This window comes from Arthrobacter sp. 05T410 (assembly GCF_056396505.1).
In genome coordinates, this window is record NZ_JBFTLP010000019.1 from 64,520 (window position 1) to 77,910 (window position 13,391).

The window sequence follows — 13,391 nt, forward strand, 5'->3', positions numbered from 1 at the left end:
TCTCGTCTTGGATCGCTGCTTCGGTAATGTCTGAGCTCCCGCTTCTTTGAGTGCGTTGGTGTCTACTTGCATGATAACGCGGGCCTCAAAATTGCCGCGGAAAACCGGCCGCCGCGCGGCGTGCGTGAGGACGAAATGTGACGGACCGTAAACGGTGAAGCGTAACGGCGGAGCGGGGCCTCAGCCGGTGACGACGGCCAGCCAGTGGTGCAGGAAGGCGGCACCGGCGTCGTCGTGGATCACGTCTTCGCCGAGCCCCAGATCGGCGGCGGTGAGGACATCGTAGGGTTTGACCGGGATGCCGTCCGCGGGCCGGACGTCGACGTGCTTCACGGCGTGGTCGTTGTGGTGCAGCCAGTCGGCCATGGCGTAGTCCGTGCGGGAATCGCCCACCGTGCGCCAGGCCTGCGGCGTGATGCCCTGCGCGGCCAGGAACTCCACGGCCCGGCTCGCGCCCAGGTCCTTGCCCAGCCGGACCGATTCGATATCGGTGGAGATGATGGTCGGATCGACGCGGAAGTCGACCTGGTCATCCGAATCGGGGACGTGGTGGTCCAGCCGCACCACGCCGAGCCCATGCCGGGCCATGAGGCCCATGGCGTCGGCGTCGAAGAGTTCCTGCTCGGCCCGGTAGTCGGGGTTGGGGACGGCAATGTGCTGCTCCACGGAGACCATGGCCCGCTTGGTTTCGTCGTAGAACATGTGGGCGGAGTAGTCCTCGGCCACCAGACGGCGGACGTCATCGCCGAAGGCCTGCGGAATGGCGAGCTCGTGGTCCACGTGGACCGGGCCGGGGCCCTCCGCGGTGTAGCTGAACCAGACGGCGCCCTTCTCGCAAATGGCGTGGATGAGGGTGCCGGCGGGCATCCCGGCGGCGATCATCGGTTCCATGACCTGCTCGCGGATGAACGCGTCCGACCGGCCGGTGTTGAAGATGACCGGCACCCCGGCGGCGGCCAGGGCCACCAGATCGGCGATGATGCCGGGCTGCACCTCGCGGGTGACCGGGCTCGCGACCGGACCGTCGACGTCGAGCAGCAGCGCCAGCACGGGAGCCGACGGCGACGGAACAGGGACAGTCTCGGGTGAAGTCATACGGCCATTCTGTCAGCCGCGCGGGACGTTTGGGTGAACCGCGCAGCAGACCGACGGCCCGGCGCTGGATGTGACAGGCGGCAGGCGCTGGTCGTGTCAATGCGTCGTGTGACAAATGGTTACCGTTTGGCCACAACCTCACGCCGCCGGGGGACATTCGTTCCTTCGGGCGTCCAAGTTCCCTAGGCTGGCATGGTGATATTCAAAGCTGTGGGCGAGGGACGCCCGTACCCCGACCATGGTTACACCACGCCCAAGGACTGGGCGGCCCTGCCCCCGCGTCCTGTCCGGCTTGATGAGCTGGTGACCACGAAGCGCACACTGGACCTTGAAGCCCTGTTGGCCGAGGACTCCACGTTTTTCGGCGACCTCTTTCCGCACGTCGTGGAATACCGCGGCGTCCTCTACCTTGAAGACGGCCTGCACCGGGCAGTCCGCACCGCGCTGCACCAGCGCACCGCAATCCACGCGCGGGTCCTCGTGATAAGTGGCTAGGAAGCCGCCAGACGTCAGAGTCCTGCACGGGCACCGCGTCATCAGTGGCTCCGAGCTGAGGGCCACGTTCGTGGAGCAGGACGATACGGCAGAGAACCCCCACCGCCTGCGGCGCAGGATCCTGCACGGCGTTGTGCTGGTGATGCTTGTCGGCCTGATCGTGGCCGCGATCGTGGTGGCCCTCGCCATCATGAACGGCCAGATCAAGATCCCCGGGGCGGAGCGGAGCAAGGCGGCAGTGTCGGTGTGCCCGGCGGCCACCTACGACTACGCGACGCCGGAGAAGGTCCACGTCAATATCTACAACTCCACGAGCCGGCCGGGCCTGGCCCGGAGCGTGGCCGACCAGCTTGCCGCCCGGAAGTTCCTGGTGGGTGCCGTGGGGAACACGACGTCGAGCTACCGCGGCGTGGCGCTGGTGGTCTCCGGTGCCGCCGGCCAGTCGGCCGCCTTCAGCGTCCAGCGCCACGTGCCCGGCTCGGACTATGTCCAGGACGGCCGCGCTGACCCGAGCGTGGACGTGATCATTACCGGCGACTTCAAGGAACTGGCCAAGCCGGAACTCGTGGACCAGACGCCGGGCCAGCTCAGCTGCCCCCGCGAGAACCGGCGCATCGTGGATGAGGCCACGCTGCCCGCCGTACCCACGGCGACGCCCGGCACGGGCTAAGGCACGGCCTTCCAGCCTTCCAGCCTTCCAGCCTTCCCGCCTCCAGGCGCCGCAGCCTAGCGGATGGTGCGGACCGGCTGGCCGGCGTCGTCAAACCTCGCCCCGGCCCCCAGCTGGACAAACCGCACCGTCCGGGCGAGCCGTGCCTCGGCCTCGGCGTCCTGGCCCGCCCCGTCGCCCCGCGCAGCGCTTGAGGAGAGCGTGCCGTGGATGAGCTGGGCCAGCTGGGCAATGTCCGACTCGGGCAGGTACCCCTGGGCCATGCCGTCGCGCAGGATGCCACGCAGGAGCACGCTGAGCTCACCCACGTGGTCGGCCAGTTTGGCGAACGACGACGGCGAGAGCACCGCCGCCATGGCCGGCCCCGGCGGCAGGTGGCGCCGGCTCAGGTCCTCCACCTGGGCGCGGACGTAGACGGCCAGGCGCTCCACCGGGTTCTCCAGTGCATCGAGGGATTCGCGCAGATCGAGCAGGAACCGCTCGGTCTCATCCAGGGCGTAGGCGATGAGGAGCTCTTCGATATCCGCGTAGTAGTTGTAGACGGCGGTCCGGCCGATCTGGGCATGGCGCGCGACGTCCGTCATGGTCAGGCCGGGGAGCCCGTGGGTGAAGAGAAGTTCCCCGAACGCGGTCAGGATGCGACGCTGGGTCTCGGCACGTTGGGCGGCGTTGCTCGCGGCCGAAATCCTAGGCATACGCACACTTTAGCGCGATCTGTCACCAAAGCAGCCGGGCGGCGGACTGTGACCCGGCCGGGCTACGAACATCGACCGGTTCTGAGGGGCCACACCTGTATCCACCGCCTCAACTGGGGGTGTCTGATAGACACTGCCACCGCCCGTCCGGGCTGCGTAGCGTGGTGGATGTGGACAGAAAAGACGAAATCCGAGACTTCCTGATCTCGCGCCGGGCGAAGATCACCCCGGATCAGGCCGGGCTCCCCAACTATGGCGAACTGCGCCGCGTTCCGGGGCTGCGTCGGGAGGAAGTGGCCCAGATCGCCGGGGTAAGCACGGACTATTACACGCGGCTGGAACGCGGCAGCATCCGCGGCGTCTCGGACTCGGTCCTCGACGCTGTGGCCTCCGCCCTTCAGCTGGATGAGGCAGAGCGGACACATCTGATGGACTTGGCCAGGACGGCCAACACGCCGTCATCCCGGCGGCCGGCGCGCCGGCCACCGCAGCAGAGGGTCCGTCCCGGAGTATTGCGTTTGCTGGACGGGATGACCGGAGCGGTCGCCCTGGTGCAGAACGGACGCTCGGACGTGCTGGCCGCCAACTCCTTGGGGCGCGCGCTGTACGGGCCGGTGTTCGAGTCCACAGCAGCCGCTGGTCCGGAGGCTCCGGGCCAGCTGCCGAACCAGGCGCGGTACCTCTTCCTCGATCCGGGGGCAGGGGACTTCTTCCCCGATTGGTCCGCAATCGCCGCCACCACGGTGGCGATGCTCCGATCGGAAGCGGGACGGAATCCCCATGACCGCGCATTGAACGAACTGGTCGGCGAGCTGACCACACGCAGCGGGCACTTCGCCGCCTTGTGGGCCGGCCATGACGTAAGGATCCACACCACGGGAACCAAGCGCTTCCACCATCCGGTCGCCGGCGACGTGTCGCTGCAGTTCGAGACGCTCGACCTTCCCGGCGATGAGGGACAAACCCTGTACACCTTCACTGCAGAGCCGGGGTCCGCATCCGAAATCGCGCTGGCGTTCCTTGCCAGCTGGGCGGCATCGCCCCCGGCGAAAACCGCAACCAGCGACCCTTCCATCCCGGATCTGCGCTCCCACGCGCGGCCCGGAACACCCAACCCAGGAAAGACAGAACATGACTGAGCACAACGACGCCAAGACCGGACAGAAAGTCTGGTTCATCACCGGGGCAGGCCGCGGTATGGGCATTGACATCGCCAAGGCCGACCTGGCCGCCGGCCACACAGTCGTCGCCACCGGCCGCAACCCCGACAAGGTCGCCCAGGCCGTCGGGGAGAACGAGAACCTGCTGGCCGTAAAACTCGACGTCACCAACCCCGCCGACGCCACCGCCGCCATCGCCGCCGCCGTGGACCGGTTCGGCCGGATCGACGTGCTCGTAAACAATGCCGGCAACTTCTACGCCGGGTTCTTCGAGGAAATCACCCCGGAGGACTTCCGGGCCCAAATCGAAACCACCATGTTCGGACCCATAAACGTCACCCGCGCGGCCCTGCCCGTCCTGCGGGCCCAGCGCTCGGGCCTGCTGGTCACGATCTCCTCCACCGCCGGCATCGCCGGCGGGGAGTTCCTTTCTGCTTACGCCGCCTCGAAGTTCGGTGTGGAGGGCTGGGCCGAATCCCTGGCCCCCGAAGTCGCGCCGTTCGGAATCCGCACCATGATCGTTGAGCCGGGATTCTTCCGCACCGAGCTCCTCACCCCGGAATCCACCAGCTACGCGGCATCCACTATCGGGGACTATTCCGAGCGGACCGAGCAGACAGTCACCGCGTGGAAAGGCATGAACGGCCTTCAGGGCGGGGACCCGGCCAAGCTCGCCGTCGCCCTCATCCAACTGGCGGAGCTGGATGAACCGCCGCTGCGCTTCGCCGCCGGAGCGGACGCCGTTGGAGTCTTTGAGGCCCGGGCCAAGGAACTCCAGGCCCAGGCCGACGCCCACCGCGAGCTCTCCAGCAACCTGGCCCACGACGACGCCTGACACCGACGCCTGACACCGACGCCTGACACCCAGGCAAACGGATGACGTCGGGAGCCTCCCGCCGTCGTCCACCCAGTCTCGACATACCCGCCGGACGCCAATGGCTACCGGCCGCCCAAAAACCCTCGCCACGCTGTGGGCCATGCCCACATTCCAGGCCGGGGAACCACACCCAAAGGAAATACACCATGAAGAACGCACGCCTCGGAAGCCTGGAAGTCTCCCGCATCGGACTCGGCGCCATGACCATGGCCGGCACCTACACCAGCGAGGGCGCCCTGGATAACGCGGAGTCGATCCGGACGATCCACCGCGCCCTTGACCTCGGGGTCACCCACATCGACACCGCGGAGATCTACGGGCCGTTCCTGAGCGAGGAGATCGTCGGCCAAGCCGTCAAGGGACGCCGCGATCAGGTCAGGATTGCAACGAAGTTCGGCCTGGTCTCCCATTCCGGCGGCGGCTCGGGCGTGGTCGACAGCAGCGCGGCGAACGTGAGGGCCGCCGTCGAGGGCTCCCTCAAGCGCCTCGGCACCGACCACATCGACCTGTACTACCAGCACCGGATCGACCGGAACACCCCGATCGAGGAGACGGCCGGCGCGGTTGCGGACCTGATCACCGAGGGCAAGGTGCTGCACTTCGGGCTGTCCGAGGCCTCCCCGGAGACCATCCGCCGGGCACACGCCGTGCAGCCGGTCTCGGCCCTTCAGACGGAGTACTCGCTGTGGACCCGGGACGTGGAGGCGGAGATCCTGCCGCTGCTGCGCGACCTCGGAATTGGGTTCGTTCCGTATTCGCCGCTCGGACACGGGCTGCTGACCGGCCAGATCCGCTCCGTCGAGGACTTCGCCGACGACGACTGGCGCAAGACCAACCCCCGGTTCACGGGTGAGAACTTCCGCCGCAACCTCGCGATCGTCGACGAGGTGAAGGCCATCGGCGCCGAGATCGGCGCGACCCCCGCGCAGACCGCCCTCGCGTGGCTGCTGACCCGCGGGATCGACATCGCCCCGATCCCCGGCACCCGCAGGGTCTCCCGGGTCGAGGAAAACACCGCGGCCGACGGCATCGAACTCACCCGTGACCAGCTGGATCGGCTGAACTCGCTCCGGCCCGCCGCGGGGGAACGCCACGACGAGGCCAACATGGCCTCGATCGACAGCTGACAGGAACCCGGCACCAAACAAGGGGCGCGGATGCCCGATCCGCGCCCCTGGCAGCAACTTAGGATTCGACGTCGGCCGCGGCCATTGCCTTGTTCGTGAGGACGGGCATCATCCCCAGCAGCGCGAGCGTCAGCACTCCCATGATGCCGAACATGACCTGCAGGCCCAGCCATTGGGCCAGCAGACCGCCGGCTGCTGCACCAAGCGGCATGGTGCCCCACGCCAGCAGGCGGTAGGCGCTGTTGACTCTGCCCAGCAAGCGGTTGGGAGTAATGCGCTGGCGCAGGGATACGGTGATGACGTTCCAAAGCACGATCAGCATGCCGCCCACGAAGAAGATTGGGCCAAGAACATAGGGGTTGTCGGTCAGGGCGGGCGCACCTACGAACAGCGCGGCCCCGAAGATCGTCAGCATCAGGGACGTGGACCGGCCGAGCCTGGCCTCCACCCGCTCGGACATGAACGAGCCAACGAAGGCGCCGAGAGCGGAGGTGGTCAAAAGCAGGCCGAACCCCACTTCGGACAGCCCCATCTGTGAAGCCGGGCCCACGGCAAACAGCACCAAGACCGCGAAGGCCGCGCTGGATGCGAAGTTGAACACCCCGGTCATCACCGCGAGTGTGCGCAGGATCTTCTGGTTCCAGAGGAACCGCAGCCCCTCAGCAATGTCGAATCGCAGTGTCGTTTTCTGCTCACGTTCTGTGCGAAATGCCCCCGGGACCAGGAGCAGGCCGCCGACGGCCGCAAGCCACAGGGCCGCCGGCACGGCAACGCCCGCAACCAGGCCCATGGCCACCAGCAGCCCGCCCAGCGGGGGACCAATGAACTGGTTGGTGGTGAGCTCGACGGCGTAGAGCCGGCCGTTGGCGCGCGAGAGCTGATCCCTGTGCACCAGCTGGGGCATGATCGACTGCGCGGAGGTGTCGTAGAGCGTCTCAGCCACACCCACCGTCAATGCGACAACGTACAGAGCCCAAACGGAGCCCACATCCAGCAACACGACGGCGGCCAGCAGGGCCGGCAGCACCGCCCGGCTGAGGTTGGCCCACAACATGAGCTTGCGCCGGTCTAGCCGGTCGGCCAGCGCGCCGGCAGTGAGGGCGAAGAGGAGCCAGGGGAGCGTCGCTGCGACGCTCAGTCCGGCAACCAGGGTGGGTGACTGGGTGAACTGAATGGCCAGCAGCGGCAGCGCGATCTTGAAGACGCCGTCCGCGAGGTTCGAGAGCCCGGACGAGGTCCACAGCTTCCAGTAGGACGCACCCAGCGGCGCACGATGCCGTTCCTTCACCTGCGCGGCGTGACTAGTCATAGGTGGACCATTCCACAGTGATTGAGAAAATTCAAGGTGATTGAATCCAGTACATCGGATTGTAGGATTGGGACATGACGGACGCAGAGCAGCCGAGCGCGGACCAAAAAAAACCCGTCGCGAGCGCCCGGGAAATTAAGGCGTTGGCCCATCCGCTGCGCCTGAGGATCCTGCGCCTGTGCGGGCTCCACGAGCTGACCAACAAACAACTCGCCGACCGGCTGGGCCAGGACCCGGGAACGGTGCTTTATCACGTGCGGCAGTTGCTCTCAACGGGGTTCCTTGAACCCGCCGGGGTCCGCACGGGCGGGAGTGGCGCGCTGGAGAAGCCGTATCGTTCCACGGGGCGGTCCTGGAAGCTGGACACCGCACTGAGTGAAGCCGGTCCCGCCGGTCCGCTGGCCCCGCTCGAGGCGTTCCGGGAAGAGCTGACGGAAGCAGGACCGGACGCGCTCGCCAGCCTCTCACGCTTCGTTCTGCACCTCTCCGAGGAAGATGCTGAGGACCTCACCACGCGCATCCACGCTGTGCTGAGCGAATACACCGACAGTGACCGGCAGCGCTTGGACCAGCCCGCCTACGGCGGCATCTTTGTCCTGCACCGGACGTCAGACTAGGTCGCCGTCCTCCCGGAACGGGATTTGGGTCTTGCGCCGCCTTGGCGGGCTCTATTCGTAGATGGTGGGGATGGCCGGCTCGCCGGGCTGCAGCCTGTCCACCACCCGGGGCAGCTCCGCCATGGAGGCCGTGTGCCGGTCCCGCGCCCGCCCCACCCCGTCCGGGCCGGTCCAGCCGGGCAGGATTTCGCCGTCTTTCATGAACTGGTGCAGGAGGGGGCGTCCGTTTCTTCCGGCGGCCGGCGGGTGGTCCACGCCGAGGACCTCGTGGGTGGCGGTGCCGCGGGCGTCGAGACGGCGCACGGCGAACTTGCGCCCGCCCATGTTGATCTTGTCCTTCGAGGTCTTCGCCACGGCAGCCAGCTCACCGGAGTCACCGGCCCGGCTCACCAGCTTGTAGACCATCCCGGCCGTTGGCGCCCCGGATCCGGTCACCAGGGACGTGCCGATGCCATAGGAATCGGCCGGGGCGGAGCGGAGCGCGGCGACGGCGAATTCGTCCAGGTCCGAGGTCACCACGATCCTGGTGTGCACGTTGCCGAGGCTGTCCAGGAGTTCGCGGACCCACCGTGCCTGGGCCACGAGGTCTCCGGAGTCCAGCCGGATGGCCCCAAGTTTGTCTCCGGCGAGGTCGACGGCGGTGCGGACCGCCAGTTCGACGTCGTACGTGTCCACGAGCAGCGTGGTGCCGGACCCGAGCGAGGCAAGCTGCGCCGCGAAGGCGTCGCGCTCGGAGTCGTGGAGCAGGGTGAAGGAGTGGGCCGCGGTGCCGATGGTCCGCAGGCCGTAACGCCGCCCGGCGGCCAGGTTGGACGTGCCGGAAAAGCCCGCGATGACAGCCGCGCGGGCCGCCGCGGCGGCCGCTTCCTCGTGGGTGCGGCGGGAGCCCATCTCAATGCAGGGCCTGCCACCGGCGGCGCTGGTCATCCGGGATGCGGCCGAGGCGATGGCGCTGTCATGGTTCAGCACCGACAGGACGTAGGTCTCCAGGACGCAGGCCTCGGCGAACGTCGATTCGACGATCAGGACGGGGGAGTGCGGGAAGTAGGCTTCACCTTCCGGATAGCCCCAGATGTCGCCGGAGAACCGGAAGGCGGCCAGATGCTCCAGGGTGTCCTCGTGGACCACGCCGGTGGCGGCCAGGAAGGCGACGTCGTCCTCGTTGAAGCGGAAGTTCGCGATTCCCTCGAGGAGCCGGCCGGTGCCGGCCACGATCCCGTACCGGCGCCCGGCCGGCAGTCCCCGGGCGAAGGCCTGGAAGATGGACCGGCGGTGCGCGGCCCCGGAGTGGAGGGCCGCCTGGAACATGGTCAGCTCATAGTGGTCGGTAAACAGGGAGGTCCGGGGTCCGTCCGGTCCGGCCGAAGTGTCCATGATCCACTCTAGGCCGGGCCGCCCGAAGCCGCAGGACGCCGCCCGTGCCGGGAGTTCGCCGGAAACGCCCCGAGGCGCCGGAAACTTCCGGCGAGTCCGGGAGTTTCCGGCGACTTCGACGATGCCGGGCTCAGACGGGGCAGCCGTCCGGGCCGCAGGCGCCGGATTCCGCGGGGGAATCGGTGGTGGCGTCCGCAGCCTCCGCGCCGGCGCCCACCATGACCAGCGGGTGGCTGTCCTGCCACGCCTGCTCGAGGGCGGCGGTGAAGGTTTCGGCGGGTTGGGCACCGGAGAGTCCGAACTTCCGGTCGATCACGAAGAACGGGACGCCGCTGATGCCCAGGGCGCGGGCCTCGGCGATGTCGTTGCGGACGGCGTCGGCGTAGGCCTCGGTGCTGAACAGTTCCGCCAGTTCGCCCGCGTCGAGTCCGAGGTCCAGGCCCAGGGCGGTCAGGTAGTCCTGGCTGCCGATGTCCTTGCCATGCTCGAAGTGGTCGCTGAGCAGGCGTTCCTTCGCGACGTCCTGCTGGCCGTGGGCGGCGGCGAGGTGGATCAGCCGGTGGGCCGTGAAGCTGTTGGCGACCACGACGGCGTCGAACCGGTAGTTCAGCCCCTCGCCCTTGGCCTGGGCCGCGACGTGCTCGAACATCTGCGATACCTGCGCCGGCGCCATGCCCTTGCGCGTGCTCAGGTAGTCCAGTTCGGTGCCGTCGTAGTGCTCCGGGAGCGTGGGGTCCAGCTGGTAGCTGCGCCACTGCACCTCCACGGAATCGCGGTGCGGGAAGGCCGCGAGGGCGGTTTCGAAACGGCGTTTGCCGATGTAGCACCAGGGGCAGGCGACGTCGGACCAGATCTCAATCTTCATGCCCGCAACAACCGCGCCGCCGCCGGGTCCATTCCCCGGCGGCCTGTCGGCTTCGTCACGGCCCCACGGCTAAGGGTCCTCCCGGCTGAGGGCCGGCCGGCGCCCGCGGCCTCACGGCGCGACTGGGCGCTCCATCACGAAGTCGTGCTCCACGGTGTTGCCGAGCTGGAAGGACTTAGTGCCGACCTTGCGGAAGCCGGACTTTTCGTAGAACCGGATGGCGCGGGCGTTTTGGCTGTTCACGCCGAGCCAGAGCCCGCGGGCGCCGGCTTCCGCAGCCGCGCCGATGCTGGCGTGCATCAGTTCGGCCGAGGCGCCGAGTCCGTGGTGCTCGGGATGGACGTAGCACTTGCTGAGCTCGGTGCACGGCAATTCGCTCAGGACCGCGGCTACGTCAGGATCCCGGGTAGGGCCGGCCACCAGCAGGCTGTAACCGCGGAGGTCACCGTCGGCGTCGATCACCAGCACCGTGACCTCCGGATCTGCCAGATAGGCCCGGAAATTGGCCTCGCTCAGGGTATTGGCGAGGTGGGCCGCGATGTCCTCCGGCCGGGACTCCGGCGGGCACGCGAGCGGGAAGGTGACGGCCGCGAGTGCGGCCAGCTTCCCGGCGTCGTCCGCGGTTGCTGTCCGGATCCGGTGCGTCATAGCTAAACCCTAGCCCGCGGCGGGGCCCGGGCATCAACAAGAACTGGCGTGGTTGGGGGCTACATATCAGATGGCGTAGCGGAGGATTCCGACGGCCTCCACATTTTCCGGCATGTCGGATCGGCGCACGGCGAAGACCCGGGCGCCCGAGCCGAGGGCCCGACGGGCGATTTCCTCGACCACGTCCTGTCCGGTGTCACCGTCAAGGGTGAGCGCGCCGTCGTCTCCGACAGCACCTTTGACACTGGCATCCATGTCCACAGCAAGCGTCGCAATGGCGCCGAAGGCGGCGGCCCGCGCCAAGTCGCTGAGGTCGGCGGTGCCGCGGCCGCTGGGGCGACGCTCTTCAAACGTCGTTTGCAGGGCAACAAGATCGGCCGCATAGATCCGGTCAAGTACGCCACGCGCCGCTTCCGCCAATTGGGCCGGGGTCAGTTCATCGGGGTTCCCCTCGATGCCCTCGGACGCGAGGTGGGCGTATCCTGCGAGGTTGCGGTAGATGCTCGCGAGCGGCTCCGTCGCAGCGATCACCAGCGGCAGGGACTGCCCGTTCAACAATGGACGAAGTACGTGGTCGACGGAACGGGCGTACTGGGCTAGCCGTACCTTTCGTCCCTCGTCGCCATGCAGCCGCCCGAAGTGGGAGCGGCCGCCGATCGATTCGAGCCCGACGGCACTGGCTGCACCCTGTGGCATGCCCGGTACCGTGATCTCTTCGGCCGGTCGGTCCGCCGTGACCTCGATGAGCCGTGCCCCGTTCTGGGAGATGGCGAGCACGAGCGCCGCGTTGGGGAAGGTGAGGGCACGGAGCAGCGGTGTGATGGCGAAACGATCGGCCACGCTTACGTGGTCTTCGAGATCGTTGGGCAAACGGAACTCGAGAATCGAAGTCGGCGTCACGAAGATGGCCAGGCTCCGCCCCATCTCAAACCAGAATTCCGGGGATCCCAGCAGCTCGTCGAGAAACGTTTCTATCGCGACGACCGCGTCGTTGCTTCCCGCTTCGCGGAGCTGTGCGACGGCGGAACTGAACAAGGACCGGGCTCTGGACTGATTGTCCTCCGAATGGGCAGGGACGCTGCTCGTCGAAAGATACACGGTGACGCTGTGTGGATCGCGCGCGGCGGCCAGCCGTTCCACGTCGTCCCGGGTCGGCATATCGATGTGCATGGGGGTGCTCCTTTTTGCTATCTCTCGGCTGGGTCGCACGAGGAGGGGGAATGTTCCTGCACCTGCTCGATGCGCAAAGCCGCACCGAGGGGTAAGCAATACCGGATCAGCTCAGCATCGGACCGCTCGGAGTCCCATGTCAACAGTCGGCGGAACTTGCACTCGGGAGGTGTTCGGCGCCTCAAGGAGCACGTCCCCGGCGGGGAACGCCAGCTCGCGCTCACCGGTGACGGACGCGATCCAGACCTCGCAGCGCTGCCCGTGCTGAAGTTCCCGCGGTGCGATGGTGTTTTCCGGGAGTTCCGGCACTCGAGGCTCCAGGCGATGACAGCTGTGGACGGATGAGTTTCGCTACGGAATCGGACCAGGGCCACGGAATCGGTCCGGCGCAGCGCGGATCCGCGGTGCGCCGGACCGGTTTCGTCCCAGGTGTCCGGAAACGTAGCGGATTCTGCCCGTGCCGCCGTTGTGGCGTGCCCCGCTACTGCTTGAACGCGGCGTCGAAGGAGGTTTTCGAGGCCGGGAAGTCGAACTTCTTCAGCGCGGCGAGGGCTTCGGGGGCGCCGTGGAGCCGGTCCATGCCCGCGTCTTCCCATTCGATCGAGATGGGGCCGTCGTAGCCGATCGCGGCCAGGGCGCGGAAGGACGATTCCCAGGGCACGTCGCCGCGGCCGGCGGAGACGAAGTCCCAGCCACGGCGCGGGTCGCCCCAGGGCAGGTGCGAGCCCAGCACGGTGTTCCGGCCGGTGGGGCGCAGCTTCGTGTCCTTGCAGTCCACGTGGTAGATCCTGTCCTTGAAGTCCCAGATGAAGGAGACGGGGTCGATGCCCTGCCACATGAAGTGGGAGGGGTCCCAGTTCAGGCCGAAGGCCTCGCGGTGCCCGATCGCCTCGAGGGTCCGGACGGTGGTCCAGTAGTCGTAGGCGATCTCGGAGGGGTGGACCTCGTGCGCGAAGCGGACACCGTTTTCGTCGAAGACGTCCAGGATGGGGTTCCAGCGGTCGGCGAAGTCCTGGTAGCCGGCCTCGATGACCTTCTCCGGCACGGGCGGGAACATCGCGACGTACTGCCAGATCGAGGATCCGGTGAACCCGACCACGGTGTCGACGCCGAGGGCCTTGGCGAGCCGGGCGGTGTGTTTCATTTCCTCTGCGGCGCGTTGGCGGACGCCTTCGGGCTCGCCGTCGCCCCAGACCCTGGCCCCGACGATCGCCTCGTGCCGGAAGTCGATCGGGTCATCGCACACCGCCTGGCCCTTGAGGTGGTTGGAGATGGCCCAGACCTTGAGG

Annotated in this window: 14 protein-coding genes; 6 read left to right on the forward strand and 8 right to left on the reverse strand. The window is 67.7% G+C overall.

From position 1 onward, the window contains the following. Positions 1-180 precede the first annotated feature (180 nt). On the reverse strand, positions 181-1,095 hold the full coding sequence (locus AC1DFR_RS18115) for a Cof-type HAD-IIB family hydrolase (protein WP_476850520.1): 915 nt from the start codon (positions 1,093-1,095) through the stop codon (positions 181-183). A gap of 195 nt (positions 1,096-1,290) precedes the next feature. Here AC1DFR_RS18115 and AC1DFR_RS18120 point away from each other — a divergent pair, with 195 nt between their 5' ends. Both AC1DFR_RS18120 and AC1DFR_RS18125 read left to right on the forward strand, forming a co-directional pair. Beyond that, positions 1,291-1,590, forward strand: coding sequence for a type II toxin-antitoxin system VapB family antitoxin (locus tag AC1DFR_RS18120; protein ID WP_476874094.1), 300 nt, complete (start codon positions 1,291-1,293; stop codon positions 1,588-1,590). Then, the gene (locus AC1DFR_RS18125) at positions 1,583-2,260 is read left to right on the forward strand and encodes a LytR C-terminal domain-containing protein (RefSeq protein WP_476860047.1); all 678 of its coding nucleotides are present in this window, start codon (positions 1,583-1,585) and stop codon (positions 2,258-2,260) included. The genes AC1DFR_RS18120 and AC1DFR_RS18125 overlap by 8 nt, the downstream gene beginning before the upstream one ends. Before the next feature lie 56 nt (positions 2,261-2,316). Here AC1DFR_RS18125 and AC1DFR_RS18130 read toward each other — a convergent pair whose 3' ends face one another. Beyond that, on the reverse strand, positions 2,317-2,955 hold the full coding sequence (locus AC1DFR_RS18130; protein WP_230008698.1) for a TetR/AcrR family transcriptional regulator: 639 nt from the start codon (positions 2,953-2,955) through the stop codon (positions 2,317-2,319). A 170-nt stretch (positions 2,956-3,125) separates the two neighbouring features. Between AC1DFR_RS18130 and AC1DFR_RS18135 the strand changes: the two genes are divergently transcribed. The 3 genes from AC1DFR_RS18135 (at position 3,126) to AC1DFR_RS18145 (ending at position 6,119) form a co-directional block, all read left to right on the forward strand. After that, entirely contained in the window at positions 3,126-4,094 is a 969-nt protein-coding gene (locus tag AC1DFR_RS18135; protein ID WP_476874086.1) for a helix-turn-helix transcriptional regulator, read from the forward strand. Continuing rightward, positions 4,087-4,950 carry an SDR family oxidoreductase gene (locus tag AC1DFR_RS18140; RefSeq protein WP_476874087.1) on the forward strand — a complete coding sequence of 288 codons (864 nt, stop codon included), beginning with the start codon at positions 4,087-4,089 and terminating at the stop codon, positions 4,948-4,950. The genes AC1DFR_RS18135 and AC1DFR_RS18140 overlap by 8 nt, the downstream gene beginning before the upstream one ends. Positions 4,951-5,138: 188 nt before the next feature. Next, positions 5,139-6,119: an aldo/keto reductase gene (locus tag AC1DFR_RS18145; protein WP_476874088.1), complete on the forward strand. Its 981-nt coding sequence runs from the start codon at positions 5,139-5,141 to the stop codon at positions 6,117-6,119. 58 nt (positions 6,120-6,177) lie between these two features. On the opposite strand, the gene AC1DFR_RS18150 is transcribed toward AC1DFR_RS18145, so the two are convergent. After that, the gene (locus AC1DFR_RS18150) at positions 6,178-7,428 is read right to left on the reverse strand and encodes an MFS transporter (protein WP_476874089.1); all 1,251 of its coding nucleotides are present in this window, start codon (positions 7,426-7,428) and stop codon (positions 6,178-6,180) included. A gap of 74 nt (positions 7,429-7,502) precedes the next feature. Between AC1DFR_RS18150 and AC1DFR_RS18155 the strand changes: the two genes are divergently transcribed. Then, on the forward strand, positions 7,503-8,045 hold the full coding sequence (locus tag AC1DFR_RS18155) for an ArsR/SmtB family transcription factor (protein ID WP_476874090.1): 543 nt from the start codon (positions 7,503-7,505) through the stop codon (positions 8,043-8,045). A gap of 51 nt (positions 8,046-8,096) precedes the next feature. Here AC1DFR_RS18155 and AC1DFR_RS18160 read toward each other — a convergent pair whose 3' ends face one another. The 5 genes from AC1DFR_RS18160 to AC1DFR_RS18180 form a co-directional block, all read right to left on the reverse strand. Then, entirely contained in the window at positions 8,097-9,419 is a 1,323-nt protein-coding gene (locus tag AC1DFR_RS18160) for a nicotinate phosphoribosyltransferase (protein ID WP_476874091.1), read from the reverse strand. A 130-nt stretch (positions 9,420-9,549) separates the two neighbouring features. Continuing rightward, a complete protein-coding gene (locus tag AC1DFR_RS18165; RefSeq protein WP_476850528.1) occupies positions 9,550-10,284 on the reverse strand; it encodes a DsbA family oxidoreductase in 735 nt (244 codons plus the stop codon). A gap of 111 nt (positions 10,285-10,395) precedes the next feature. Then, positions 10,396-10,932 carry an N-acetyltransferase family protein gene (locus tag AC1DFR_RS18170; RefSeq protein WP_476850529.1) on the reverse strand — a complete coding sequence of 179 codons (537 nt, stop codon included), beginning with the start codon at positions 10,930-10,932 and terminating at the stop codon, positions 10,396-10,398. Positions 10,933-10,998: 66 nt separating this feature from the next. After that, positions 10,999-12,102 carry a baeRF11 domain-containing protein gene (locus tag AC1DFR_RS18175; RefSeq protein WP_476874092.1) on the reverse strand — a complete coding sequence of 368 codons (1,104 nt, stop codon included), beginning with the start codon at positions 12,100-12,102 and terminating at the stop codon, positions 10,999-11,001. Between the two features lie 481 nt (positions 12,103-12,583). Beyond that, a partial coding sequence (locus AC1DFR_RS18180) for a sugar phosphate isomerase/epimerase family protein (protein WP_476874093.1) occupies positions 12,584-13,391 on the reverse strand: 808 nt, incomplete at its 5' end.

What these genes read in the sequence shown, in the direction of transcription:
- AC1DFR_RS18145 (WP_476874088.1), top strand. Translation starts at nt 5,139, where the DNA reads ATGAAGAACGCACGCCTCGGAAGCCTGGAAGTCTCCCGCATCGGACTC.
- AC1DFR_RS18160 (WP_476874091.1), bottom strand. Translation starts at nt 9,419, where the DNA reads ATGGACACTTCGGCCGGACCGGACGGACCCCGGACCTCCCTGTTTACC.
- AC1DFR_RS18175 (WP_476874092.1), bottom strand. Translation starts at nt 12,102, where the DNA reads ATGCACATCGATATGCCGACCCGGGACGACGTGGAACGGCTGGCCGCC.
- AC1DFR_RS18115 (WP_476850520.1), bottom strand. Translation starts at nt 1,095, where the DNA reads ATGACTTCACCCGAGACTGTCCCTGTTCCGTCGCCGTCGGCTCCCGTG.
- AC1DFR_RS18140 (WP_476874087.1), top strand. Translation starts at nt 4,087, where the DNA reads ATGACTGAGCACAACGACGCCAAGACCGGACAGAAAGTCTGGTTCATC.
- AC1DFR_RS18165 (WP_476850528.1), bottom strand. Translation starts at nt 10,284, where the DNA reads ATGAAGATTGAGATCTGGTCCGACGTCGCCTGCCCCTGGTGCTACATC.
- AC1DFR_RS18170 (WP_476850529.1), bottom strand. Translation starts at nt 10,932, where the DNA reads ATGACGCACCGGATCCGGACAGCAACCGCGGACGACGCCGGGAAGCTG.
- AC1DFR_RS18150 (WP_476874089.1), bottom strand. Translation starts at nt 7,428, where the DNA reads ATGACTAGTCACGCCGCGCAGGTGAAGGAACGGCATCGTGCGCCGCTG.
- AC1DFR_RS18155 (WP_476874090.1), top strand. Translation starts at nt 7,503, where the DNA reads ATGACGGACGCAGAGCAGCCGAGCGCGGACCAAAAAAAACCCGTCGCG.
- AC1DFR_RS18130 (WP_230008698.1), bottom strand. Translation starts at nt 2,955, where the DNA reads ATGCCTAGGATTTCGGCCGCGAGCAACGCCGCCCAACGTGCCGAGACC.